At 73.0% G+C, this 22,225-nt stretch carries 22 protein-coding genes and 1 riboswitch; of the genes, 8 read left to right on the top strand and 14 right to left on the bottom strand.

The window, feature by feature from the left end; genetic code table 11:
- Window positions 1-101: 101 nt before the first annotated feature.
- The 5 genes from gap to ACZ7HT_RS06290 all read right to left on the bottom strand — a co-directional run bounded on the left by gap (window position 102) and on the right by ACZ7HT_RS06290 (window position 5,302).
- On the bottom strand, window positions 102-1,100 hold the full coding sequence (gap, locus tag ACZ7HT_RS06310) for a type I glyceraldehyde-3-phosphate dehydrogenase (RefSeq protein WP_471160513.1): 999 nt from the start codon (window positions 1,098-1,100) through the stop codon (window positions 102-104).
- Window positions 1,101-1,250: 150 nt separating this feature from the next.
- Window positions 1,251-2,207, bottom strand: coding sequence for a GlxA family transcriptional regulator (locus ACZ7HT_RS06305; protein WP_471160510.1), 957 nt, complete (start codon window positions 2,205-2,207; stop codon window positions 1,251-1,253).
- 80 nt (window positions 2,208-2,287) lie between these two features.
- A complete protein-coding gene (locus ACZ7HT_RS06300; RefSeq protein ID WP_471160507.1) occupies window positions 2,288-3,643 on the bottom strand; it encodes an FAD-dependent monooxygenase family protein in 1,356 nt (451 codons plus the stop codon).
- A gap of 118 nt (window positions 3,644-3,761) precedes the next feature.
- Complete coding sequence (locus tag ACZ7HT_RS06295) at window positions 3,762-4,295, bottom strand: GNAT family N-acetyltransferase (protein ID WP_471160505.1); 534 nt, start codon at window positions 4,293-4,295, stop codon at window positions 3,762-3,764.
- 32 nt (window positions 4,296-4,327) lie between these two features.
- Window positions 4,328-5,302 carry a serine/threonine dehydratase gene (locus tag ACZ7HT_RS06290; RefSeq protein WP_471160502.1) on the bottom strand — a complete coding sequence of 325 codons (975 nt, stop codon included), beginning with the start codon at window positions 5,300-5,302 and terminating at the stop codon, window positions 4,328-4,330.
- A gap of 314 nt (window positions 5,303-5,616) precedes the next feature.
- Between ACZ7HT_RS06290 and ACZ7HT_RS06285 the strand changes: the two genes are divergently transcribed.
- Window positions 5,617-6,063 carry a nitroreductase family deazaflavin-dependent oxidoreductase gene (locus tag ACZ7HT_RS06285; protein ID WP_471160499.1) on the top strand — a complete coding sequence of 149 codons (447 nt, stop codon included), beginning with the start codon at window positions 5,617-5,619 and terminating at the stop codon, window positions 6,061-6,063.
- A gap of 79 nt (window positions 6,064-6,142) precedes the next feature.
- Window positions 6,143-6,880, top strand: a complete 738-nt coding sequence (locus ACZ7HT_RS06280) for an SDR family NAD(P)-dependent oxidoreductase (protein WP_471160497.1) — start codon at window positions 6,143-6,145, stop codon at window positions 6,878-6,880.
- A 20-nt stretch (window positions 6,881-6,900) separates the two neighbouring features.
- Here the strand turns inward: ACZ7HT_RS06280 and ACZ7HT_RS06275 are convergent, their stop codons facing one another.
- Together ACZ7HT_RS06275 and ACZ7HT_RS06270 are read right to left on the bottom strand one after the other, a co-directional pair.
- The gene (locus ACZ7HT_RS06275) at window positions 6,901-7,734 is read right to left on the bottom strand and encodes a class II fructose-bisphosphate aldolase (RefSeq protein WP_471160494.1); all 834 of its coding nucleotides are present in this window, start codon (window positions 7,732-7,734) and stop codon (window positions 6,901-6,903) included.
- Between the two features lie 39 nt (window positions 7,735-7,773).
- On the bottom strand, window positions 7,774-8,697 hold the full coding sequence (locus ACZ7HT_RS06270) for an SIS domain-containing protein (RefSeq protein ID WP_471160491.1): 924 nt from the start codon (window positions 8,695-8,697) through the stop codon (window positions 7,774-7,776).
- Between the two features lie 175 nt (window positions 8,698-8,872).
- Here ACZ7HT_RS06270 and ACZ7HT_RS06265 point away from each other — a divergent pair, with 175 nt between their 5' ends.
- Entirely contained in the window at window positions 8,873-9,679 is an 807-nt protein-coding gene (locus ACZ7HT_RS06265) for a DeoR/GlpR family DNA-binding transcription regulator (RefSeq protein ID WP_471160488.1), read from the top strand.
- A gap of 157 nt (window positions 9,680-9,836) precedes the next feature.
- On the top strand, window positions 9,837-11,861 hold the full coding sequence (locus ACZ7HT_RS06260; RefSeq protein WP_471160485.1) for a phosphocholine-specific phospholipase C: 2,025 nt from the start codon (window positions 9,837-9,839) through the stop codon (window positions 11,859-11,861).
- Window positions 11,862-11,963: 102 nt separating this feature from the next.
- Here ACZ7HT_RS06260 and ACZ7HT_RS06255 read toward each other — a convergent pair whose 3' ends face one another.
- Window positions 11,964-12,566, bottom strand: coding sequence for a DUF6197 family protein (locus ACZ7HT_RS06255; RefSeq protein ID WP_471160482.1), 603 nt, complete (start codon window positions 12,564-12,566; stop codon window positions 11,964-11,966).
- A gap of 413 nt (window positions 12,567-12,979) precedes the next feature.
- A riboswitch (cyclic di-AMP (ydaO/yuaA leader) is annotated at window positions 12,980-13,138 on the top strand.
- Between the two features lie 2 nt (window positions 13,139-13,140).
- Here ACZ7HT_RS06255 and ACZ7HT_RS06250 point away from each other — a divergent pair.
- Complete coding sequence (locus ACZ7HT_RS06250) at window positions 13,141-13,977, top strand: LysM peptidoglycan-binding domain-containing protein (RefSeq protein WP_471160479.1); 837 nt, start codon at window positions 13,141-13,143, stop codon at window positions 13,975-13,977.
- Here ACZ7HT_RS06250 and ACZ7HT_RS06245 read toward each other — a convergent pair.
- The gene (locus tag ACZ7HT_RS06245) at window positions 13,961-15,265 is read right to left on the bottom strand and encodes a phosphoribosyltransferase family protein (RefSeq protein WP_471160476.1); all 1,305 of its coding nucleotides are present in this window, start codon (window positions 15,263-15,265) and stop codon (window positions 13,961-13,963) included. The two genes, ACZ7HT_RS06250 and ACZ7HT_RS06245, sit on opposite strands and share 17 nt — an antisense overlap.
- Before the next feature lie 113 nt (window positions 15,266-15,378).
- Entirely contained in the window at window positions 15,379-16,143 is a 765-nt protein-coding gene (locus tag ACZ7HT_RS06240; protein ID WP_471160474.1) for an alpha/beta fold hydrolase, read from the bottom strand.
- 227 nt (window positions 16,144-16,370) lie between these two features.
- Between ACZ7HT_RS06240 and ACZ7HT_RS06235 the strand changes: the two genes are divergently transcribed.
- Window positions 16,371-18,905, top strand: coding sequence for a SpoIIE family protein phosphatase (locus tag ACZ7HT_RS06235; RefSeq protein ID WP_471160471.1), 2,535 nt, complete (start codon window positions 16,371-16,373; stop codon window positions 18,903-18,905).
- A gap of 132 nt (window positions 18,906-19,037) precedes the next feature.
- Window positions 19,038-19,286: a type B 50S ribosomal protein L31 gene (locus ACZ7HT_RS06230; RefSeq protein ID WP_116164369.1), complete on the top strand. Its 249-nt coding sequence runs from the start codon at window positions 19,038-19,040 to the stop codon at window positions 19,284-19,286.
- 195 nt (window positions 19,287-19,481) lie between these two features.
- On the opposite strand, the gene ACZ7HT_RS06225 is transcribed toward ACZ7HT_RS06230, so the two are convergent.
- The 3 genes from ACZ7HT_RS06225 to ACZ7HT_RS06215 form a co-directional block, all read right to left on the bottom strand.
- Window positions 19,482-19,982, bottom strand: a complete 501-nt coding sequence (locus ACZ7HT_RS06225; protein WP_471160468.1) for a peptidylprolyl isomerase — start codon at window positions 19,980-19,982, stop codon at window positions 19,482-19,484.
- A 125-nt stretch (window positions 19,983-20,107) separates the two neighbouring features.
- Complete coding sequence (locus ACZ7HT_RS06220; RefSeq protein WP_471160465.1) at window positions 20,108-20,320, bottom strand: hypothetical protein; 213 nt, start codon at window positions 20,318-20,320, stop codon at window positions 20,108-20,110.
- 30 nt (window positions 20,321-20,350) lie between these two features.
- Window positions 20,351-21,001 (bottom strand): DUF6629 family protein, encoded by a 651-nt coding sequence (locus ACZ7HT_RS06215; protein WP_471160462.1) that lies wholly within the window; start codon window positions 20,999-21,001, stop codon window positions 20,351-20,353.
- Window positions 21,002-21,111: 110 nt separating this feature from the next.
- Between ACZ7HT_RS06215 and ACZ7HT_RS06210 the strand changes: the two genes are divergently transcribed.
- A complete protein-coding gene (locus ACZ7HT_RS06210) occupies window positions 21,112-21,636 on the top strand; it encodes an AMIN-like domain-containing (lipo)protein (protein ID WP_471160460.1) in 525 nt (174 codons plus the stop codon).
- A gap of 42 nt (window positions 21,637-21,678) precedes the next feature.
- Here ACZ7HT_RS06210 and ACZ7HT_RS06205 read toward each other — a convergent pair whose 3' ends face one another.
- Window positions 21,679-22,182 carry an NUDIX domain-containing protein gene (locus ACZ7HT_RS06205; protein ID WP_471160457.1) on the bottom strand — a complete coding sequence of 168 codons (504 nt, stop codon included), beginning with the start codon at window positions 22,180-22,182 and terminating at the stop codon, window positions 21,679-21,681.
- Window positions 22,183-22,225 lie beyond the last annotated feature (43 nt).

Here is a 22,225-nt window from a genome sequence, read left to right as displayed (position 1 = left end):
CCGCAGAACGCACCGCACGCCGGCTCCGTGGGGTCGGAGCCGGCGTGCGGCGGGGGGCCGGCTCCCCCGTGCGGGGAGGGAGCCGGCCGGGTGTCGCGCCGTCAGCGCGTGGCGAGGAGCGTCAGGGTGTCGATCACGCGGTTCGAGAAGCCCCACTCGTTGTCGTACCAGGCGACGACCTTGACGTGGCGTCCCTCGACGCGGGTGAGGGCCGAGTCGAAGATCGACGAGTGCGGGTTGCCCACGATGTCGGCGGAGACCAGCGGGTCCTCCGAGTACTCGAGGACGCCGGCCAGCGGGCCCTCGGCGGCGGTGCGGTAGGCCGCCAGGACGTCCTCGACGGTGACGTCGCGGGCGACGGTCGTGTTGAGCTCGACGATCGAACCCACCGGGACGGGCACGCGGATCGAGTCGCCGGACAGCTTGCCGTCCAGGTTCGGCAGCACCAGGCCGATGGCCTTCGCGGCGCCCGTGGAGGTCGGGACGATGTTGACGCCGGCGGCGCGGGCGCGGCGCGGGTCGCGGTGCGGGCCGTCCTGCAGGTTCTGCTCCTGCGTGTAGGCGTGAACCGTCGTCATGAAGCCGTGCTCGATGCCGGCGAGGTCGTCGAGGACCTTCGCGAGCGGCGCCAGCGCGTTGGTCGTGCAGGAGGCGTTCGAGACGATCGTGTGCAGCTCGGCGTCGTACGCGTCGGTGTTCACGCCGTACGCGAGGGTGACGTCGGCGCCGTCGGCGGGCGCGCTGACGAGGACCTTCTTCGCACCGGCGTCGAGGTGCGCGCGGGCGGCCTTGGCCGAGGTGAAGCGGCCGGTGGACTCCAGGACGATGTCGACGCCGAGTTCGGCCCACGGCAGGTCCGCCGGCTCGCGCTCGGCGAGGACCTTGATGCGGCGGCCGTCGACGACGAGGGTGTCTCCGTCGACGGTGACCGGGCGGCCGAGGCGGCCCGCGGTCGAGTCGAAGGCGAGGAGCCGCGCGAGGGCGGTGGGCTCCGTCAGGTCGTTGACGGCGACGACCTCGAGGTCGGTGTCGCGCTCGAGCAGCGCGCGGAGCACGTTGCGCCCGATGCGGCCGAAACCATTGATGGCGATGCGAGTCATGAGTGGTGTCCCTTCCGACCTTCCGATTCGCCACCAGGTTCGCGCGGATCACTGGTCTCAACCAGCGGCGTGATCGCCACGGTCCGCAAGTATCGCGCCAAGATCCCGCCAACGCGCCGAAAGGGGGTCTGCTGAGGGTCTGGCGTGGGGTTATTCCCCCTGCGCGAAGGTGCGCCGGTAGTCGCTCGGGGTCGTGCCGAGGATGCGCTGGAAGTGCAGCCGCAGATTGGCTCCGGTGCCCAGGCCGACGTCCGCGGCGATCTGCTCGACGCCCCGCTCGGACCGTTCGAGCAGTTCGCGGGCCATGTCGACGCGGGCGCGCATGACCCACTGCATCGGCGTGTAGCCGGTGTCCTCGGCGAACCGGCGGGAGAAGGTGCGCGGCGACACCGCGGCGTTCCGCGCGAGTATCTCCAGGGTGAGGGGCTCGCCCAGCCGGTGCAGCGCCCATTCGCGGGTGGCGGCGAACCGCTCGCCGAGCGGCTCCGGCACGCTGCGCGGCACGTACTGCGCCTGGCCTCCGCTGCGGTACGGGGCGGCGACGAGCCGCCGGGCGGCGTGGTTCGAGGCGCCCATGCCGAGGTCCCGGCGCAGGATGTGGAGGCAGAGGTCGATGCCGGAGGCGGCGCCGGCGGACGTGAGGATGCTGCCCTCGTCGACGAAGAGGACGTTCTCGTCGACCTGGATCAGGGGCCGCTTGGCCGCGAGCGCCCGCGCGTAGTGCCAGTGCGTCGTGGCCCGTTTGCCGTCGAGGAGGCCCGTGGCGGCGAGGGCGAAGGCGCCCGTCGAGATGGCGGCCAGCCGCGCCCCGCGCCGGTGGGCGGTGATCAGCGCGTCGACGACGGCCTGCGGCGGGTCCTCGCGGTCCGGATGCCGGTAGCCGGGGACGAAGACGATGTCGGCCCAGGCGAGTGCTTCCAGGCCGTGGGCGACCTGGTACGCCAGACCGTCGCCGCCGGCCACGACGCCTGGCTCCGCGCCGCAGACCCGCACCTCGTACGGCATGCTCGCCCGGGTCGTGAACACCTGTGCGGGGATTCCGACGTCGAGGGGTTTCGCGCCTTCGAGAACGAGGACGGCGACGCGGTGGAGACGGGATGCAGACACGTCCACGAGGGTACGCGGCCGCGCGTCCTCGCTGGTCAGCGGCGGTCGCGGAGGTCCCGGGCCGCCCCTCGGGAGTGCCGTCAGCCGCGCCAGAGGACGCGGGCCGTGCGGGCGAGGACGCGGGGGCCGGTGAGGGCCTTCGGGTGCCTGCGCATGTGGACGACGTCCATGTACGTCTGGTTCACCCGCGCGTCCCTGACCGACGCGGTCGTGATGTGGTCGCCCGCCCAGCGCAGGAACCGGTAGCCGCGGGGGTACGGGCCCGTGACGTGCGGCTGCGCGAGGTCGGCGGTCGTCGTGAGCTGCCAGGCGGCGTCGACGACCACGGCGGCCCGCCGGAAGTAGTCCCAGGCCGGGTCGTGCGGCGAGGCGCCGGTCCGCAGGTGGACGTGGAGCGAGGAGGCCTGGAGCGTGGCGAGGGTCAGTCCCTGGCCGTAGACGGGGTTCACGGTCGCCATGGCGTCCCCCAGGACGACGAGCCCGCCCGGGAACTTCGTCAGGTCGGTGAACCGGCGCCGGCGGCTCTCCCGGAAGTGGAAGGGCTCCACCGCGCCGGTCATCTCGCACCGCTCGGCTATCTCGCGGAGGGGAGCGACGCAGCGCCTCATCCGGGCGAGGAACTCCGCCCGGTCCCGCCCCGGGCGGTGGCCGGCGTATCCGGCGAGGACGACGGACCAGGCGTCGTCCTCGACGGCGGCCAGCGCCCCGGGTTCACACACGGCCGGCTGGTAGTCGCTGGCCGGGCCCGGTGTGGAGTGGGCGATCACCGTGTCCGGGAGTTCGCTCCCGCGGGCGAAGCGGGCCGTGGCGTAGCCGAGGTCGACGCGCATGCGGTCCACCGGGGCCTGGCCCCAGCCCTCGGCCGCGAGCCAGCTGCCGAGCCGGCTGGAGCGGCCCATGGCGTCGACGACGAGATCCGCCCGTACGTCGTACTCGGTGTCCTCGGTCGACCCGGCCTCTGCCGCGTCCTCGGCCCGCGGCACGCCCGCCGCCGCGAGCCGGGCCCCGACGACCCGGCCGCCCTGGAGGAACAGTCCCTTGGCGGTGGCGGGCTCGACGCGGACGTTGTCGAGGGCCGTGACGCGGCGCCGTACGTGCGTCTCGACGAACGGACGGGTCGCGCCGAGCATCCGGGCGTCGGCGACCGGTGCCTTGAGTACGCCGTCGACGTAGAACCGGACCTCGTCGCCCTGGCCGAGGCGGGCGCCGCCGTTCACCATCTCCTGGGTGATGCCCGGGAAGAAGCGCTCGATCTGGGTGTGGCCCATGGCGAGCAGGGCGTGCAGCTGCCTCCGGTGCGGGGCGCCGGGACCCGTACCGTCTCCGCCGTCGAGGAGGTCGGGTTCGACGACCACGACCTCCTCGGCGAAGTCGCTCAGGACCCGGGCGGCCAGCAGCCCGGCGAAGCTCCCTCCCAGAACAACGGCGCGCTTCACGTGCTCCCCCTCCGTAACCGGGTGCGTCCTCGGTCCGCCGCGAAGATCATCGCGACGGCCGGGACCCTACCGTGCCGGAACGCCGCGCGCCGACGTCACTCCGGCGAGGTCGCGGTGTTCACGCCTGGTACTCGGTGAGGTCGATGGAGTACACCCGCAGGGGTACGCCGAAGACCGGGTGGCTCGTCTCCCGCTCCGGCACCATGCCGAGCTTGCGTGCGACGTTGTCGGAGGCCTGGTCGGCGGCGTGGACGATGGCGACGACCCGGTCGAGGCCGCGGTCCTGGAGGGCGAATTCCAGGACGGCGTGGGCGGCCTCGGAGGCGTACCCCTGGCCCCAGAACTGCCGGCCGAGTCGCCAGCCGATCTCCACGTCGGGGAGCCCCTCGGGGAGGAACTCCGGTACGGAGAGGCCGGCGAAGCCGATCAGTTCGCCGGAGCCGAGGAGTTCGACGGCGAAGAGCCCGAAGCCCTCCTCGTCCCACTCCTCCTCGTACCGCTCGATGACCTCCGCGGTCTGCTCCAGGTCCAGGACCGAGCCGTCGCCGATCATGCGCATGACCTCGGGGTCGGCGTTGATCTCCGCCAGGGGGACGAGGTCGTCGTCGGTCCAGCGGCGGAGCAGGAGTCGGGGCGTGAGGATCTCGGTCATGACCCCATCCTGACGCATCCGGGGGTCGCACCTCAGGACGGGCCGTCCGCGCCGGTCAGGTCCGCCGGGTCGGTGTTGGCGCCGCAGAGGACGACGCAGATCTTCTCGCCCGGTGCCGGGCGGTAGCCGGTGGGGGCGTCGGACGGGGTGGTGAGGGCCGCCAGGGCGGTGGCGGCGGCGTGTTCGACGGCGAGGCGGCGGTCGTCCCAGAGGGCGCGGCGGGCGCGGACGATGTCGGTGTCCGTGACGAGGACGGCGTGGACGTCGTCCTCCTGGGCTGCGGTCACGGCGAGGGAGGTGGCGCGGCGGGCGCCGAGTGCGTCGGCGGCGACGGAGTCCACCGTCACGTCGACGGGGTGTCCGGCCCGGAGGGCGGCGTCGAGGGCGCGGGAGTTCTCGGGTTCGACGGCGACGGTACGGATGCCGTGGTGCCGGGCGGCGGTGGCGACGCCGGCGAGGAGCCCGCCGCCGCCGACGGAGACGACGACGGTGTCGAGGTCCGGGATCCGCCGGTGGATCTCGTCGAGGAGGGTGCCGGCCCCGGCGGCGATGAGGGGGTGGTCGTAGGCGTGGGAGGCGAGGGCGCCGCTGTCGGCCGCGAACGCCTCGCAGGCGGCGAGCGCCTCGGCGTACTCCGTCCCGACGAGCCGCACGTCGGCGTCGTAGCCGCGCAGCTTGTCGATCTTCACCTGGGGTGCGGTGGCCGGCAGGAAGACGGTGGCGCGGACACCCTGCCGTCGGGCCGCCCAGGCGCAGGCGAGGCCCGCGTTGCCGCCGGAGGCGATGGTGACTCCGGCGGCCGGGAGCGTGCCCTCCTCCCGGTGGGCGAGGAGGAAGTTCTGCGCGCCGCGGGCCTTGAAGGAGCCGGTGTGCTGCAGGAGTTCAAGGGCGAGGTGGAGCTCGTACGTGTCGCCCGCGGGTTCGGCGGGGGTGACCGTGACGGGGCGGACGTGGCCGCCGATCCGGTCGGCGGCGGTCTTGACGTCGGCGTACGCGAGGGTGGGCACCAGATGCTCCTGAAGGGCCGGGACCGGGCGGTCGTACGGACGATCTTCTCAGCGTCCGGTCAGCGCGAGAAGGCCGCACGGTCCGGGGGCGCCGGGGTCCTTCCGCGGCGGGGATCTCCCGTCCTCCGGCTCCCGCTCCTGGCGCGGCGACTGCGGCTGCGGCCGCTTCTGCTGCTACTGCTGCTGCGCGCACGCGAACTCGGCACCCTATACGCCGCGTTTGCCCGCTCCTCCCCCGCGCTGGGGATGTGTCGGCTAGCGTCGGGAGGAAGCAGGCCAATGACACCGGACGCCATCCGAAAGGACGCACCCCGATGCCCCTCGAAGGCGAGTACGAGCCCAGCCCGACGGCGTGGGTACGCAACCAGGTCGAGCTGTACGAATCGTCCGGCGGCACCAAGGGCACGACGCTGCGGGGCCTCCCCGTCATCCTCGTCACGAACCTCGGCGCCCGGAGCGGCAAGCTCCGCAAGACCCCGCTCATGCGGGTCGAGAACGAGGGCGCGTACGCGCTCGTCGCGTCCAAGGGCGGTTCGGTCGACCACCCCGTCTGGTACCACAACCTGGTGGCCACGCCCCTGGTCGAACTGCGCGACGGCACGCAGGTGTGGGACATGAAGACCCGTCTGGTCACCGGCGAGGAACGCCAGGCGTGGTGGGAGCGGGCCGTCGCCGCGTTCCCGGACTACGCCGACTACCAGCGCAAGACCGACCGGGAGATCCCCGTCTTCGTCGCCGAGCCGGTCGTCGAGGACGTATAGGCGGCGCCGGTCTCACCCTTGCCTTCGCGTGCGCTCCAGGTCCTAGCGTCCCGGTCATGTTCGAGACGGGAGTGATCCGATGAAGGTCCTTGTGACCGGCGGGACGAGCGGGCTGGGGCTCGCCATGGCCTCCGCCCTGGCCGCGGCCGGCGCGACGGTCGCGCTGACCGGCCGGTCCGGCCGGCGTGCGCGGTCGGTCGCCGCCGGACTGCCGGGGGCGCTCGGGGTGGAGATGGACGTACGGGACGAGTCGTCCGTGGCCGGGGCCGTCGAGGAGGCATGGCCCCGGCTCGGCGGCATCGACATGCTCGTGAACGACGCCGGGATCGGCATGCGTACGGTCAACCCGCGCTTCATGACGCACCCGCAGGGCTTCTGGGAGGTGCCGGTCGCGGGCTTCCGCGCGGTGATCGAGACCAATCTGACGGGGTACTTCCTGGTGGCGCGCGAGGTCACGCCCCGGATGCTGGCAGCGGGCGGCGGCCGCATCGTGAACATCGCGGTGAGCGAGTCGACCACGCACCGGGCCGGGTTCGTCCCCTACGGGCCGTCCCGGGCGGGCAGCGAGTCACTGTCCCGGATCAGGGCCGCCGACCTGCGGGACACGGGCGTCACCGTCAACCTGCTGCTCCCCGGGGGCCCGACGGTCACCGGAATGCTGCCCCTCGACGCCGCGCCCGGCGACCGGAGGTTCCTGGAGCCGCCGGTCATCGGCCCGCCCATCGTCTGGCTGGCGTCCGACGACGCGGCCGGCGTGCATGACGAGCGCATCGTCGCCGTCGAGTTCGACCACTGGCTGCGCGACAGGAACGGCTGACGGTGGGGCGGGCCGACCGGTCAGGGCGAGAGGACCCCCAGGAGGTGGGCGACCTCGCGGGCCACGGCCGCGCGGGCCGGGGTCAGGTAGTGGCGGGGGTCGACCGTGGCAGGGTGCTCGGCGAGGTGGGTGCGGACGGCCTCGGTGAAGGCCTTGTTCAGGTGGGTGGAGACGTTCACCTTGGTCATGCCGGCCGCGATCGCCTCGGTGAGGTGCGGGTCCGGGACGCCCGAGGAGCCGTGCAGGACGAGCGGGGTGTCGACCGCCGCGCGCAGCCGGGCGATCAGTTCCAGGTCGAGGACGGCGTCCCGGGTCACCATCTGGTGGGCACTGCCGACCGCGACCGCGAGGGCGTCGACGCCGGTGGCGTCGACGAAGGCACGGGCCTCCTCGGGGTCCGTGCGCACGCCCGGTGTGTGGGCGCCGCCCTTGCCGCCGACCTCGCCGAGTTCGGCCTCGACCCAGACGCCGTGGCTGTGGCAGTGCTCGACGACCTCGCGGGTCGCGGCGACGTTCTCCGCGTACGGCAGTTTCGAGGCGTCGAACATGACCGAGCCGAGGCCCAGGGCGACGGCCTCGCGGACGAGGTCGGGGTTCTCGGCGTGGTCGAGGTGGACGGCGACGGGGGTCTTGGCGGCGCGGGCGACGGCCAGGGCGGCGAGCGCGACAGGCTCCAGGGCTCCGTGGTAGCGGACGGTGTTCTCGCTGATCTGGAGGATGACCGGACGGTCGGCGTTCTCCGCGCCGGCCACGATGGCCTGGGCGTGTTCGAGCTGGAGGACGTTGAAGGCCCCCACTCCGGTGCCCGCGGCGCGGGCGCGGCGGACGATCTCGTCGGTGGGCGTCAGCGGCACGGTGCTTCTCCCGGGTGGTGGGCGGGCGCGGGGCGGCGGTCAGGCATGGACGTCGGTGAGGACGACGGAGCGGGTCAGGTTCCGGGGGGTGTCCGGGTTGAGCCCCTGGGCCTCGGCGACGGCGACGGCGAGCCGCTGGGCGCGGACGAGGTCGGCGAGCGGGTCGAGGTCGCTCTCGGCGAGGGTGCCGCCGACCTTGCGCACGTCGTCCGCGAGTCCGGCGGGCAGGGTGCCGAAGCCCCAGGTCACGCGGCCGGGGCCGGTGATGCTGATCGGGCCGTGGCGGTACTCCATGGCCGGGTACGCCTCGGTCCAGGCACCGGCCGCCTCGCGCATTTTGAGGCCCGCCTCCAGGGCGAGTCCGTAGGTCCAGCCGGTGCCGAGGAAGGTGAACTGCTCGGCCGTGCGCACGCTCTCGTCAAGCGGGGAGTTGAGGGCCTGCTCGGCGTCGCGTGCGGCGTCCTCGACGGTGGCGAGTCCCTCGGGGAGGGCGTCCTCGGCCTCCAGGTGCGCGCGGAACAGGGCGAGGACGGTGGTCGCGAAGCGGGTCTGGACGACGGACTCCTCGTCGGCGAAGTCGAGGACGGCGACCTCGTCGGCGAGGTCCATCACCGGGGTGGTGGGGTCGGCGGTGATCGCGCCGGTGGGGACGGTGCCGCGCAGCCGGGACAGGACGGCGAGGACCTCGCTGGTGGTGCCGGAGCGGGTGATGGCGACCACCCGGTCGTAGCGGCGGCCGTAGGGGAACTCGGAGGCGGCGAAGGCGTCGGTCTCGCCGTGGCCGCCGGACTCGCGCAGCTCCGCGTAGGCGAGGGCCATGAACCAGGAGGTGCCGCAGCCGATCACCGCGACCCGCTCGCCGCGTCGGGGCAGGGCCGCGACGTGCTGGGGCAGGGTGCGGGCCGCCTGGCGCCAGGTCGCCGGCTGGGAGGCGATCTCCATGGCGGTGCGGGTGGTGGTCATGCCGATCTCCTTGCAAGAAGTGTGCGCGATGATGACGGAAGTTGCTTGAAGACGCGCCCATTCAAGCAGAAACATGCATCCTCTTTCCAGATCTCGCCCCTGTCGGCGGCTAGAATCGGACGCGCGCACGAGCGGGGTGGTCATGCGGGCGTGGCCCCGGTGGAGGGAGGGACCCATGTCCAAGCACGAGCGGTGGAACACGCTCCTGGAGCTGCTCGCGGCTTCGGGGAAGCTGGAGGTGGAGGAGGCGGCGACCGCGCTCGACGTCTCCGCCGCCACGATCCGCCGGGACCTCGACGAGCTGGCCGAGCAGCAGCTCCTCGTCCGCACGCGGGGCGGAGCGGTCGTGCACGGCGTGTCGTACGAGCTGCCACTGCGGTACAAGTCGACGCGGCACGCGCCGGAGAAGCGGCGGATCGCCGAGGCGGTGGCGGATCTGGTCGCGCCCGGCGAGGTCGTCGGGCTCAACGGCGGCACGACGACCACGGAGGTCGCCCGGGCACTCGCACTGCGGTTCGCGAGCGGTCGCGCCGAGACTCCGGGCACGGCGGTGCCCGCCGGGCCCGCGCTGACCGTGGTGACCAACGCGCTCAACATCGCGGGCGAGCTGGCGGTGCGTCCGCAGATCAAGATCGTCACCACGGGAGGGGTCGCCCGCCCGCAGACCTACGAGCTGGTGGGCCCGCTGACGGTCGGGGTGCTCAAGGAGGTCGTGCTCGACGTGGTGGTCCTCGGGGTCGACGGGGTCGACGCCGAGCTCGGGGTGATGGCGCATCAGGAGGACGAGGCGAGCATCAGCCGGCTGTTCGCGGAGCGGGCGAGCCGGGTCGTCGTGGTGACCGACTCCTCGAAGATGGGCCGCAGGGCGTTCGCGCGGATCTGTGGTCTGGACCGGATCGACCTGCTCGTGACCGACACCGGCCTCGCCCCGGAGACGGCCCTGCAGCTCACCGAAGCCGGGGTGGAGGTTCTCACCGTCTGACGCATTGGTCTGACGATGAACCAATTCAGGGCCCGGCGCCTACGGTCCTCCGCGTATTCACACAGTAATTACCGCGCGGCTGTATACCTTTAAGCTGCCCTCCCCCATCATGTCTCCGACGTGCCGCTGGGGCACACCGTGACAGGAAGGGCGGGGCATGATTCCCATCAGCCGCAGGGGATTCGTCGGGATCGGCGCGGGGCTCATGGCGGGAGCCGCACTGCCGCCGCTCCGGGCGTCCGCCGCCGCGAGCAGCGCGACCGGCACCCTCGCGGACGTCAAGCACGTGGTGATCCTCATGCAGGAGAACCGCAGCTTCGACCACTACTTCGGCACCTTGAAGGGCGTCCGGGGCTTCGGCGACCGCGCCGCCGGCAACATCCCCGGCGGCTGGGGCATGTTCAACCAGCCCAACTGGGGCGGCCGCCAGTACCCCTGGAAGCTCAGCGACACCCCGTCCGCCGGCGGCGTCGACGGCGAGACCCTCGCGCAGTGCAACGGCGACCTGCCGCACAGCTGGACCTCGCAGCACGCCGCCTGGAACAAGGGCCGCCTCGACAACTGGGTCACGGGCGTGGGCAACACCCGGTCGCTCGGCCACCTCGACCGCGGGGACATTCCCTTCCACTACGCGCTCGCCGACAACTACACGATCTGCGACGCGTACTTCTGCTCGACGCTGAGCGCCACGGGCCCCAACCGCACCTTCCTGTGGAGCGGGAAGGTCGACGCGTCCAGCAAGGACGGGGGCGACGAGTCGGGCCTCACCTGGGAGTCGTACGCCGAGGCGCTGCAGCGCGCCGGGGTGAGCTGGAAGGTCTACCAGAACGCCCAGGACAACTACGGCGACAACGGCCTCGCGTACTTCAAGAAGTTCACGGACGCGCGGCCCGGGGACCCGCTGTACGACCGGGGCATGGGCTCGGTCCCGAAGGTGACGGGCTCGACGCCGGACGACATCGCCGCGGCGATCCGCGCCGACGTCGTCGCGGGGACCCTGCCGCAGGTGTCGTGGGTGGTCGCGAGCGAGGCCTTCTCGGAGCACCCGTACGCCCCGCCGGGCGACGGCGCCCACTTCGTCGACCTCGTCTACCGCGCGCTGGCCGCCGACGCCGAGGTGTTCGACTCCACGGTGCTCTTCCTCAACTACGACGAGAACGACGGCTTCTTCGACCACGTGCCCCCGCCGGTCGCCCCTCCGGGCACCGCGGGCGAGTACATCGACGGCGTGCCGATCGGCCTGGGCTTCCGCGTCCCGATGATTGTCATGTCCCCGTGGACTCGCGGAGGCTGGGTGAGCTCCGAGGTCTTCGACCACACCTCCGTGCTGCGCTTCATGGAGAGCTGGACGGCGGCGCTCGGCACCCCGGCGACCTGCCCCAACATCAGCGCCTGGCGGCGGAAGGTCACCGGCGACCTGACCGGGGTCTTCGACTTCGCCAACCCGGTGTACGGAGTGCCTGCCGGCCTTCCCTCCACGGCGAAGGTGATCGGGCAGGCGACCTGCGGCCCGCTGCCGAACCCGGCCCCGCAGAACAACGCGCTGCCCGCGCAGGAGTCCGGCACCCGCCCGGCGCGCTCCCTGCCGTACCAGGTGAACGGCAACCTCGACCGCTTCGAGTTCGGCGCCGCGGGCAAGATCCTCGCCTGGTTCTCGATGACGAACCAGGGGGCCGAGGCCAGGCGGTCGGCGCACTTCTCGATCCACCCCCACCAGTACCGGGACACCGCCGCCTGGCAGTACACCGTCGACCCCGGCGACACGGCCACCGACTACTTCAACATCGGCCTCGGCTCGGGCTCGGGGAAGTACGACATCTCGATGATGGGCCCCAACCGCTTCCTGCGCCGCTTCATCGGGGACGCCTCCAAGGCGGGCAAGGCGATCGAGGTGGCCGCCCGGTACGCACCGGAGTCGGGTACGGGCAAGACGGCCCTGTGGTTCAAGATGACCAACACCTCGGCCGGGCCCGTCACCTTCACGATCCGCTCGAACGCCTACCGCTCGGACGGCCCGTGGACGTACACGGTGCCGGCGAACTCCAGCCGCGAGGACTACTTCAACGCGGTGGCGTACAACGACGGCTGGTACGACTTCACGATCCTGGCCGACATCGACGGCACCTGGTCGCGCCGGTACACCGGCCACATCGAGACCGGAGCCGCCAGCGTCAGCGGCTGATCCCGCGGAGCCGGGCGGCGGCCGCGCCGCCCCCGCCCGGCCCCCGGTGCGACGTCAGCGGCCGGCCCCGGCGTCACGTCAGCGGCCGGCCCCGGCGCCACCTCAGCAGCCGGCCTCGGCCGCGCGCCGGACCGTGGCGTCGAGGAGGGCCACCGCGTCGGCGGCCGTACGGCCGGGGGCCCGGTTCCACGGCCCGATCAGCTCCCGCCAGCCGCGCGCCCGGAGCTCGGTCATGATCCAGGCGGCCGCCTCGTTCATGGTCTCCGCGCTGCCGTAGCCGAGGCGGTGGGCGGCGAGGAGGGCACCGCAGACGCACCGGGCGCCCCGTGCGTCGCGCAGCTTGTACGGGGCGTTCTGCCAGCCCCACTCCGTCAGCACGAGGCGTGCGTAGCCGAGGTGCACCGAGGGGCGGAGGTCGGCCTGGCCGATGCGGCGCCAGGTGTGCAGCCGGTCCGGCAGTACGGCTCCGAGCCGTCCCGGGATCCGGCGCTCGGCGGGCAGCTCCGGCGGCAGGGCGGCCAGCGCATCTGCCACGAGCCGGTCGACCGGCACGCTCAGCAGCTTCCGCCAGCCCTCCTCCGCGGGCGGCGACTCCTCGGCGGCGGTCCAGTCCGTGACGATCCGCTGCCAGGCGGCGGTCTCGAAGAGGGCGGCCGCCTCGCGGTCGAGGGCGTCGGGGCTGAGCAGGGCGGTGGAGGGCGGCATGGGGATGTCTCCTGGGTCGACTGACTCCATCGTTCAAGACAAATGTCGGTTTTGCGACTTTTACCCCCGCGCGGAGTGTCACCCACACTCACACCCACATCACCCCATCCCCCCTCGACGAACGCCCCACCCAAGGCAATTTCCCCCCATTTACTCACGAACGGAATTACGCACCATATAGGACATTGCGGTCCGGGTGACGCGACTCACTCAGGCGACCAGGCAATCCGGCCGCCCCCTCTCCCGCCCCATACCGGGCAAGGAAGTTCGACGCCTCCCGCGCGGCATCGATCTTGAATTCCCCGAATTCCGTGATCCATTTCCCGGGACCCGAGAACCACTCCCCTTGTTATCCGTCGCATTACTGGCCTACGGTCACCTCCATTCGAGCGGAACGCCCAATCCTGCCGCCGCTCGGTAAAACTCCCTTTTCACCCGACGGCAGGAGCGGGGGACCCACGAATACGCCGGTCCGGATTCCGGAACGGCTCGGGGTGCAGCCGCGTGCGCGCGGCCGGACATCTCCCGTCCGAACCCGACAGCTCACCCCGCAGGCGCCGGAGAGGAAACCGTCATGCCTGCTCACGGTAAGCACCGCCGTCACCGCCGCGGCCCGATCTCCCGCCGTCTCGCCCTGGTCGGCACGGGTGGCGCCGCACTCGCCCTGCCGCTCGTCGCCCCGGCCGTCGCCGACGCCGCACCCGTGTCCGGCGCCCCGGAGATCGCCGTACAGTCCGTCGCCGCTCCGGTCGCGGCCAAGGCTCCCGCCACCCCGGCCACCGCGCACACGTACACCGTCGTGAGCGGTGACTCGCTTTCCCTGATCGCCCACAAGAAGGGAATTCACGGCGGCTGGAAGAGCCTTTACCACGCCAACAAGAGCGTCGTGGGTGACAATCCGTCACTCATTCGCCCCGGTCTCGAACTGACGATTCGTCGGGATTCCGTGAAGGCCGCCCCCGCGAAGGCGAAGACGAAGCCGGCCACGCCTGCCGTCGCCGCCGGGACGGGCTCCTCCGCCGCCGCGGCCGTTCCGGCCGTCGCCGCCCCCGCCGCCGTCAAGGCTGCTCCCGCCGCCGCGACGAACTACGCCGACAACCTCGACGGCTGGATCCGTGAGTCGCTGGCCATCATGGGCCAGCACGGCATCCCCGGCTCCTACGACGGCATCTACCGCAACGTCATGCGCGAGTCGTCCGGCAACCCCCAGGCCATCAACCTCTGGGACTCCAACGCGGTCGCCGGCACCCCCTCGAAGGGCCTGCTCCAGGTCATCGAGCCGACCTTCCTCGCCTACCACGTGCCCGGCACCTCGCTGGACCTGTTCGACCCGGTCGCCAACATCACCGCCGCCTGCAACTACGCGGCCGACCGCTACGGCTCCATCGACAACGTCAACTCGGCGTACTGATCCCCTCCCGCCGGAAGTGCTCGGCGAACCAGGAGGTGGCGAGGTCCGCCACCTCCTCCAGGGCGCCCGGCTCCTCGAAGAGGTGGCCGGCGCCGCCCACCACGGCGAGCCGGTTCTCGCACTGCAACAGCGCGAGGGCCCGCCGGTTGAGGTCCAGGACCATCGCGTCGGCGCCGCCCACCACCAGGAGCGTCGGGGCACGCACCCGGGCCAGGTGGTCGGCGGCCAGGTCCGGCCGGCCGCCGCGCGAGACGACGGCACTCACCGGGGACTCGGGATCGGCGGCCGCCCACAGCGCGGCGGCCGCGCCCGTGCTCGCACCGAAGTACCCGAGCGGCAGCCCCGTGCTCTCGGGCCGCCCGGCGAGCCAGTCCGTGGCCCCGGCGAGCCGCCCGGCCAGGAGCGGGGTGTCGAAGACGTGCGCCCGGTCCACCGCCTCCGACTCGGTCAGCAGGTCGAAGAGCAGCGTCCCGAGACCCGCCCGGTTGAGCTCGGCGGCCACGGCCCGGTTCCGCGGGCTGTGGCGACTGCTGCCGCTGCCGTGGGCGAACAGGACGATGCCGGCCGCGCCCTCGGGCACCGCGAGCCGCCCGCTGAGGGTGACGCCGTCGACCGGGATCCGTACGTCCGTGTCCTGCACGACGGGGTCCCGCGCTGCCCTGTTCCGGTCCAGGCAGTCGATGACCTCGGCGTCCGGGGTCTGCGAGAAGTCCCGGTAGAACTGCCCGATCGCGAAGAACAGCTCCGGGGCGTGCACGCTGACGGTCTCGTCGGCCTCGCCGCCGACGCGGGCCGTCCAACCCTTCGGCGCCACCGGCACGGCGAGCACGATCCGGGCGGCGCCCCTGGCCCGTACCACCCGGCAGGCCGCCAGCGCCGTCGCCCCCGTGGCCAGCCCGTCGTCGACCACGACGACCGTCCGCCCGTCGAGGGGCACGGAGGGCCGGCTGCCCCGGTAGCGGCGGCCGCGCTGGTCGAGCTCGGTGTGCTCCCGCTCCTCCACCGCGGCGAGGTCGCGCTCGCTCACCCGGGCCTCCCGCAGCACCCGCTCGTTGAGCACCCGCACGCCGCCCTCCCCGAGCGCACCCATCGCGAGCTCCGGCTGGTGCGGCACACCCAGCTTCCGTACGAGACAGATGTCGAGCGGCGCGTCGAGGGCGTCCGCGACCTCCGCCGCGACCGGCACGCCGCCCCGCGGGAGCCCGAGGACCACGACGTCATGGCCCTTGAGGTGGTCGAGCCGGGCGGCGAGCTGGCGCCCCGCGTCCGTACGATCGCTGAAGAACATGGTCCGCCGCCCTTCCGCTGGTGCGCGGCTCGGGCCCGGGGAGGAACGGAGTGCCCCGTCCCCTGCCCGTCCCTCCAGGGTAGACGCGTCAGGGCCGGAGCCGACGTCGGCGATCAGGCGCCGAGGAAGGCCTCGATGGCCTCGGCGAGGGCCTGCGGGGTCTCCTCGGGGGCGTAGTGACCGGCGTCCTTGAGGACTTCGAGGCGGGCGTTGGGGTACCAGCGCAGCCACGTGGCCTCCATCGCCTCGCTGCCCAGCGCGGGGTCGTGGGCGCCGACGACGAGCAGGACGGGCGTGGGGTTGTCACGGACGCGCTCGTGGAAGTCGGTGCGGGACCAGGAGTCCAGGTAGGCGCGGAAGGCCGTCGCGGAGGAGCGGGTGACGGAGCGGTCGACGAGCGCGCTCAGCCACGCGTCGTCGTAGCGCCCGCCGGTGGTGTTGTCGATGATCGCGCGCCGGTTGGCCGGTTCGTCGGCGGCCCCGGCGAAGAGCTCCCAGGTGTCCCCGTCGAGCGGGAAGCCGGCCGCGGAGACCGGTGAGATGCCGACGATCGAACGGACCCGGTCGGGGGCGTCGAGGAGCATCAGCTGGGCCGCCTTGCCGCCCATCGAGTGGCCGATGACGGAGAAGGAGTCCCAGCCGAGCTCGTCGGCGACCGCGAGGGCGTCGGCCGCGACCTCCTCCATCGTGTAAGCGCCCGCGTGGTCGAGGGCGTCGCCGTAGCCCCGGCAGTCGACGAAGGCGTACGTGCCGACGGCACCGTCCAGATGGGCGCGCAGCGGGGCGAAGCTGGTGCGGTCGCCGAACCAGTTGTGCAGCACGAGGGCCCTCCCGGGGCCTTCGCCGTGTACGTCGTACGGAAGAACCTGGCCCGTCATCGTGCCCCCTGCTCGCGAGGTGCCGCCGCACGCCGATGGCGACGGTCGACGACCGAGTGTGACGGTGCGGGCGCGTGGGGTCAACACCGTCGGGAGGGGCGCGTGGGAGCGTGCCGGGTCCGGGACGGCGGTACGCGCCTCCCGGACCGGCAGTGCGCCGGGCCCCGGCACCCGGGCGTCACGGGCCCGGGATGCGGGTGCTTTCGCGTCGGGGGCATGCTGGCTGTGTGACCTCGCACGGCGCGCCCGGCCCCGGCCCGGTGGGCGGCACCGGGAGTCCGCCCGGGAGCGAAGCCGCTATCGGGCCTGTCTCCGGCGCCCTGACATGGGCACTCGCGGAGGCGGCCCTCGCGGCGGTGGAGGAGATCGGCGGTTACGCGGGCGGGGTGTACCTGCGTTCCGGCACCCCGGGTCTGCTGCGGCTCGCGGTCCTGGTGGGACTGCCGGGGCCGCTGTTCCGTCCGTGGTGGCGGATGCACGCGAACCGGCCGTTCCCCGTCGCGGAGGTGCACCGCTCCGGGCAGTCGGTCCATCTCGCCGACGTCGAGGAGGCCATGCGGCGCTTCCCCCAGCTGGTGGCGAGCCTGCCGTTCCCCTTCGCCTCGCTGTACGCCCCGGTGGTCGCCGGCCGTGAGCGCTTCGGGGTGCTCGTGGCGCTGCGGGCGCCGACCCCGGGGGTTCCGGTGGACGCACGGGACCGGAACCGGATGACCCGGTGCGCGCTCCGCCTCGGCGAGACCCTGGCCGGTCTGACACGGCAGGGGACGGAGGTCGAGTGGCCCGGGGACCCGGTCTGCGTGCAGTTGCCGACCGGTTCGGGTCCGCCGGTCCGCTTCGGCTCGTTCACCTGGGACCTGGAGACCGGCACGGTCACGCTGGACGACGGGCTCGTGGCCGTCCTCGGGGCGGAGGTCTCCTCGCCCTGCTCGATCGAGGCGCTGACATCCCTCCTGGACCCCGAGGACGGGTACGCGCTGTGGGCGGCGGCCCGGCAGGCGACGGGGTCGGACGGGCGGCCGTCGGTCCGCAGGATCCGTCTGAGGGGGCCGGACGGCGGCCTCCACCTCCTCGAGGTGTCCACGCGGGCGCGGCGGGCCGCACCGGGGACGGGGCCCGCGGGCGGCGCGCGACTGGAGGGCACGCTCGTGGACCTCGGTACGGGTCTGGTCGGCTCGGACGCCACGGACCGGCTGCCGCGGGCCATTCTGGCCGTCGACCGGCTGGGCCGCGTCACCTATGTCAACGAGCAGACGGAGCACCTGCTGGGCCGGCCGCGCCGGGTGCTGGCGGGGCGGCCGCTGTGGGACGCGCTGCCCTGGTTCGGTCACCCCTTCCACGAGGAGCAGCTGCGCGCCGCGCTGCTCTCCGGTGACCCGGTGCGCTTCCTCGCCCGCCCGGAGCGCGGCCACTGGCTGTCGGTCTCGCTCTACCCCGGCCGGGACGGGGTGACGATGGTGCTGGTCCCGGAGGAGGAACCGGTGCCGGTCGCCCGTGGAGCCGCGCGCGGCCGCCGGCGGACGGACGACGTCCTGACGGAGCCCGGCGACCGGGCGGCGGCGCTGTACCGGCCGGTGGCCCTGGCGATCGCGCTCTCCGAGGCGGTGACGGCGCGCCAGGTGTCGGCGGTGGTGACGGAGGAGCTGCTGCCGGCGTTCGGCGGCCGGCAGCTGGCGATCTATCTGCTGAGCGACCGGCGGCTCTATCTGGCCTGGGAGACGGGCTTCCCACCGGGGTTCCTCGAACCCTTCGACGGAGTCGCCCTGGACGCCCGGGTGCCGGGCGTGGAGACCCTGACGACCGGCAGGCCGCTCTTCTTCGAGTCCATGGAGCAGCTGGGGCGGGCGTATCCGGATCTCCCGATGGACGCGCACTCGGGCGCGCGGGCCTTCCTTCCCCTGATCGCCTCGGGCCGGCCGGTGGGCTCCTGCATCCTCGGCTTCGACTCGCCGCGCGGGTTCAGTCCGGAGGAACGGACCGTCCTCACGGCGCTCGCCGGGCTGATCGCGCAGGCCCTGGAGCGGGCGCAGCGGTACGACACGGAGTCCGCGGTCGCGCGCGGTCTGCAGGACGCCCTGCTCCCGCACCGGCTGCCGGTGCGGGAGGGGGTGGAGACGGTGGGCCGCTACCTGCCGGGCACGCAGGGCATGGACGTGGGCGGCGACTGGTACGACGTGATCGAGACCGGTCACGGGCGGCTCGCCCTGGTGATCGGCGACGTGCAGGGGCACGGGGTGGCGGCCGCGGCCACCATGGGTCAGCTGCGCAGCGCCGTCCGGGCGTTCGCGCTGGGGGGCCATCGGCCGCAGGACGTGATGCGCGGCACCAACCGGCTCCTGATCGATCTGGACCCGGGGCAGTTCGCGAGCTGCTGCTACGTACTGCTCGACCCCGAGACGGGTGAGGCGCGGGCGGTGCGGGCGGGGCATCCGCAGCCGCTGCTGCGGCGGCCGGACGGCACGACGGAGCAGGTGGAGCTGGCGGGCGGGATGGTCCTCGGGGTCGACGCGCAGGCGTCGTACCCGGTGACACGGCTGAGGCTGGCTCCGGGTGACGTCCTGGCTTTGTTCACGGACGGTCTGATCGAGCGGCCGGGCCGCGACATCGACGAGGGGATCGAGCGGCTGAGCCGCGCCTTCGCCGCGACGGGTTCGCTGGCGCTCGCGGAGACGGCCGACCGGCTGATCCGGGAGGCCAGGGCGGCCACGTCCCGGCCGGACGACATCGCGCTGCTGCTCGCGGCGCGGTGGGCGGACGGCGACTGAGCCCTCCCCGCGGGCCGGGGGGTTTCACCCGGTCGGTCCCGTGGCGCTGGTCGGGGGACGGCTGTCCGGGGAGGCTGGGAGTGCCGTGCCGATCAGGCCGGACGAGTCAGGGCGGCAGCCCGAGGAGGACACGTGCAGCAGGACAAGCAGCCCGAGTACGGCCCCGTGGTGTTCCGCGACCGCTCGGCGGGGTACGCGTTTCTGACCCGGTCCACCGCGACCAGCGACCGGACCATCGAGTGGGACGACGGCAACACGTACCCCGTGATCGACGTCGAGATCTCCTCCGAGAGCCACCCGTTCTACACGGGCACGGCGCGGACCGTGGACTCCGAGGGCCGGATCGCCAAGTTCGAGCGCCGGTTCGGCGAGAAGGAGTGAGCGGCCCGGGCGGAACGGAACGCGCCGGCCTTCGTCTGAGGCCTCGGAGGCCGAACGCGCCGGCCTTCGTCTGAGGCCCCGGAGGCCGGGCGTCACACGGCGGAGGCGGGGACGCGCGTCCGATGGACCGCGTTCCCCGCCCCGTCCGGGTGCGAGCAGGGGGCTCCGGGCCCTCCGCTCAGCTCAGGAAGGCGTTCAGGCCTTCACGATGCCGGACTCGGCAATCTCGATCTTGGCCTTGGTGGCGCCGGAGGAGGAGCCGAGGCCCTCGATCTTCTTGACCAGGTCCTGGCCCTCGACGACCTCGCCGAAGACGACGTGCTTGCCGTCGAGCCAGTCGGTGACGATCGTGGTGATGAAGAACTGCGAACCGTTGGTGTTCTTGCCCGCGTTGGCCATCGACAGGAGGAACGGGCGGTCGTGCTTCAGCGTGAAGTTCTCGTCGGCGAACTTCTCGCCGTAGATGCTCTTGCCGCCGGTGCCGTTGCCGCGGGTGAAGTCACCGCCCTGGAGCATGAACGCCGGGATGACGCGGTGGAACGGGGAACCGGCGTAGCCGAAGCCGTGCTCGCCGGTGCAGAGCTCGCGGAAGTTCTTGGCCGTCTTCGGGACGACGTCGTCGAACAGCTTGAAGGTGATGCGGCCCGCGGACTCGCCGTTGATGTTGATCTCGAAGTAAACGTTCTCGTTGCTCATGGGGACATCCTGTCATTACTCACGTACGGCGCGCGCACGGGCCACCTCCTCCCGGGTCACGGCGTGCCGGTGCCCCGCGTTCCGCCCGGGAACGCGGGGCACCGGTCGCCACCTGGGACACGAGGTCAGAGCAGCCCGCCGGCCTGCTGGTTCTGGAGGGCGCCCTCGGCGCCCTGGACGGTCTCGTGGAGGACGGTCGCGGTCTGGTCCTCCTGGAGGAGGCCCGTGGTGCCCGCCAGGGGGTTCTCGGCGGCGTTGGCCTGCGGCGGCGGGGTGATGATGGCGGTGACGACGCCTGCGGCGAGGGAGGCGATGGCGAGCATGCTGCGCTTCTTCATGCCCTGGTCAACTGCTGAGAGGCCGTCGGGTTACGGCCGGCCGGCCGCGGATCCGTATACGGCCGCCACCGGCCGCCGCCGCCCGCGTACCCAGGCGAACAGCAGCAGCGAGGCAGCCGCCGCGAGGGCGCACCAGGTCGACACGAACGCGGTGCGCCACACGAGGGCGCAGACGACCGCTCCGAGGCCGACGACGAGCCCGAGGCTCCGCAGGAGCCGGTCGCGGGCGAGGAGCAGCGCTCCGACGGTGGCGAGCAGGTATCCGGCGAGGACGAGCGGGGCGTACGGCAGGTCGACGGCGTAGCCGAGGGTGTGGCCGCGGACCTCGGCCGCGGCGGGGTGGACGGCGAGGCGGTACGCGAGGACGGCGGCGGTCACGAGGCCGGCGGCGAGCGGTACGCGCAGGCGTGGACGGTCGGCGGGGCGGGCGGCGGTTAGGACGCCCAGCGACACCCAGAGGGGCAGCAGGGGAAGGGCGATCGCGGCCCAGGCGAGGGTGGCGGGCCCGGTGCCGCCGCCTGCGTGCCAGACGGCCGCCTCCACGACCTGGTGGGCGCCGAGGAGCAGGGGCAGGGCGGCGAGCGGGACGTCCCCGGGGCGGCGTACGGAGGCGAGGGAGGCGACGCCGACGGCGCCGATCCCGAGACCCGCCCAGAGGTCGGCGGTCGCACTCCAGCACATGGGAACTTTTTACCCTATATACCGCAGAACGGGTGGAACCGTATCGTGGTGGTGGTTGTCTCTGCCAGTGACACCCCTGTCCCCGGAGCAGCAGAAAATTGGGGGACGTCATGCTTCACCGCCACACCCTCGCGGCCGTCGCCGCGGGAATCCTGCTGACCGCCGGGATCGGCGCCACGATCCCGGCAGGCGCCGCCAACGCCCCTGCCCTGAGCGCCTCGACCCCGGCCACGGCCCAGGTCGTCAACGTCCGCTGGGGCGGCCACGCCACCTTCGACCGGCTCGTGATCGACGTCCGGGGCGCCATGCCCCCGGTCACCGTCCATCAGGTCCGTTCACTGCACTACGACGGATCGGGAAACAGGGTCCCGCTCGCGGGGAAGCACTTCCTGGAGATCAAGCTCTCCCCCGCGACCGCCCACGACGACGCCGGCCGGTCCGTCTACCACGGCCCCCGGCTGCTGAAGATCTATCTGCCCGCGCTCAAGGGGGTCGCTCTGACCGGCGACTTCGAGGGCGTGGTCACCATCGGAGCCGCCTTCGACACCAAGCCCGACTTCAAGACCTTCCGGCTGCACTCGCCGGAGCGCTTCGTCGTCGACATCGCCCACCCGATGGCGGGCTGCCGCGCCTGAGCGCGCACGGGTGGGGCCCGTCCCGGCGGACGGGCCCCACCGTCACGTTCCGGTGGGGCCGGTCTCCACGTACACGGTGTGGCCGTTCCTCCGCGCCCGGTCGATCTCGGCGAGGCGGGCGAACTCGCGCGGGTTCATCTCCCGCTCCCATTCGTCCAGGGTCCGCAGGCGGTACTCGCTGTGCTCCTCCGGGTCGAGGACGACGGAGGCGATCTGCTCGTCCGTCAGCTCGCCCCCGTCGAAGATGAAGCCGATGTGGTTGGCCGGCCAGTCCGCGCCCCGGTGCGTGACGAAGTGGGCCGCGAGGAGCCGCGGCTCGCCGGTGAAGACGAGCCCGGTCTCCTCCTGGCACTCGCGCACCGCGGTCTCCCAGGGGGTCTCCCCCGGGTCCATATTGCCGCCGGGCCACTGCCACGGCTCCGTCGGATAGGTGGCCCGCAGCTGCAAGGGGCGGCCGGCGGTGTCGGTGAAGTAGAGGCAGGCGTACGCCGTCGCTCTCGGCAGCGTGTCGACGTACTCGGCGGGCGGCAGCCAGGTGTTCGCCATGGGCGGCTCTCTCTCGACGGACCGGATGGGTCGCCTCCATCCA

It is taken from the genome of Streptomyces sp. NPDC037410 (assembly GCF_055602235.1).
This window is presented reverse-complemented; position numbering and strand designations above follow the sequence as displayed.

Excerpts from the sequence above, each read along its gene's own strand:
- ACZ7HT_RS06270 (WP_471160491.1), bottom strand. The coding sequence starts at position 8,697 with ATGACCACCACCCGCACCGCCATGGAGATCGCCTCCCAGCCGGCGACC.
- ACZ7HT_RS06215 (WP_471160462.1), bottom strand. The coding sequence starts at position 21,001 with ATGTGCTGGAGTGCGACCGCCGACCTCTGGGCGGGTCTCGGGATCGGC.
- ACZ7HT_RS06205 (WP_471160457.1), bottom strand. The coding sequence starts at position 22,182 with ATGGCGAACACCTGGCTGCCGCCCGCCGAGTACGTCGACACGCTGCCG.
- ACZ7HT_RS06250 (WP_471160479.1), top strand. The coding sequence starts at position 13,141 with ATGCCTGCTCACGGTAAGCACCGCCGTCACCGCCGCGGCCCGATCTCC.
- ACZ7HT_RS06295 (WP_471160505.1), bottom strand. The coding sequence starts at position 4,295 with ATGACCGAGATCCTCACGCCCCGACTCCTGCTCCGCCGCTGGACCGAC.
- ACZ7HT_RS06240 (WP_471160474.1), bottom strand. The coding sequence starts at position 16,143 with ATGACGGGCCAGGTTCTTCCGTACGACGTACACGGCGAAGGCCCCGGG.
- ACZ7HT_RS06280 (WP_471160497.1), top strand. The coding sequence starts at position 6,143 with ATGAAGGTCCTTGTGACCGGCGGGACGAGCGGGCTGGGGCTCGCCATG.
- ACZ7HT_RS06245 (WP_471160476.1), bottom strand. The coding sequence starts at position 15,265 with ATGTTCTTCAGCGATCGTACGGACGCGGGGCGCCAGCTCGCCGCCCGG.
- ACZ7HT_RS06285 (WP_471160499.1), top strand. The coding sequence starts at position 5,617 with ATGCCCCTCGAAGGCGAGTACGAGCCCAGCCCGACGGCGTGGGTACGC.
- ACZ7HT_RS06255 (WP_471160482.1), bottom strand. The coding sequence starts at position 12,566 with ATGCCGCCCTCCACCGCCCTGCTCAGCCCCGACGCCCTCGACCGCGAG.
- ACZ7HT_RS06210 (WP_471160460.1), top strand. The coding sequence starts at position 21,112 with ATGCTTCACCGCCACACCCTCGCGGCCGTCGCCGCGGGAATCCTGCTG.
- ACZ7HT_RS06265 (WP_471160488.1), top strand. The coding sequence starts at position 8,873 with ATGTCCAAGCACGAGCGGTGGAACACGCTCCTGGAGCTGCTCGCGGCT.
- ACZ7HT_RS06225 (WP_471160468.1), bottom strand. The coding sequence starts at position 19,982 with ATGAGCAACGAGAACGTTTACTTCGAGATCAACATCAACGGCGAGTCC.
- ACZ7HT_RS06260 (WP_471160485.1), top strand. The coding sequence starts at position 9,837 with ATGATTCCCATCAGCCGCAGGGGATTCGTCGGGATCGGCGCGGGGCTC.
- ACZ7HT_RS06220 (WP_471160465.1), bottom strand. The coding sequence starts at position 20,320 with ATGAAGAAGCGCAGCATGCTCGCCATCGCCTCCCTCGCCGCAGGCGTC.
- gap (WP_471160513.1), bottom strand. The coding sequence starts at position 1,100 with ATGACTCGCATCGCCATCAATGGTTTCGGCCGCATCGGGCGCAACGTG.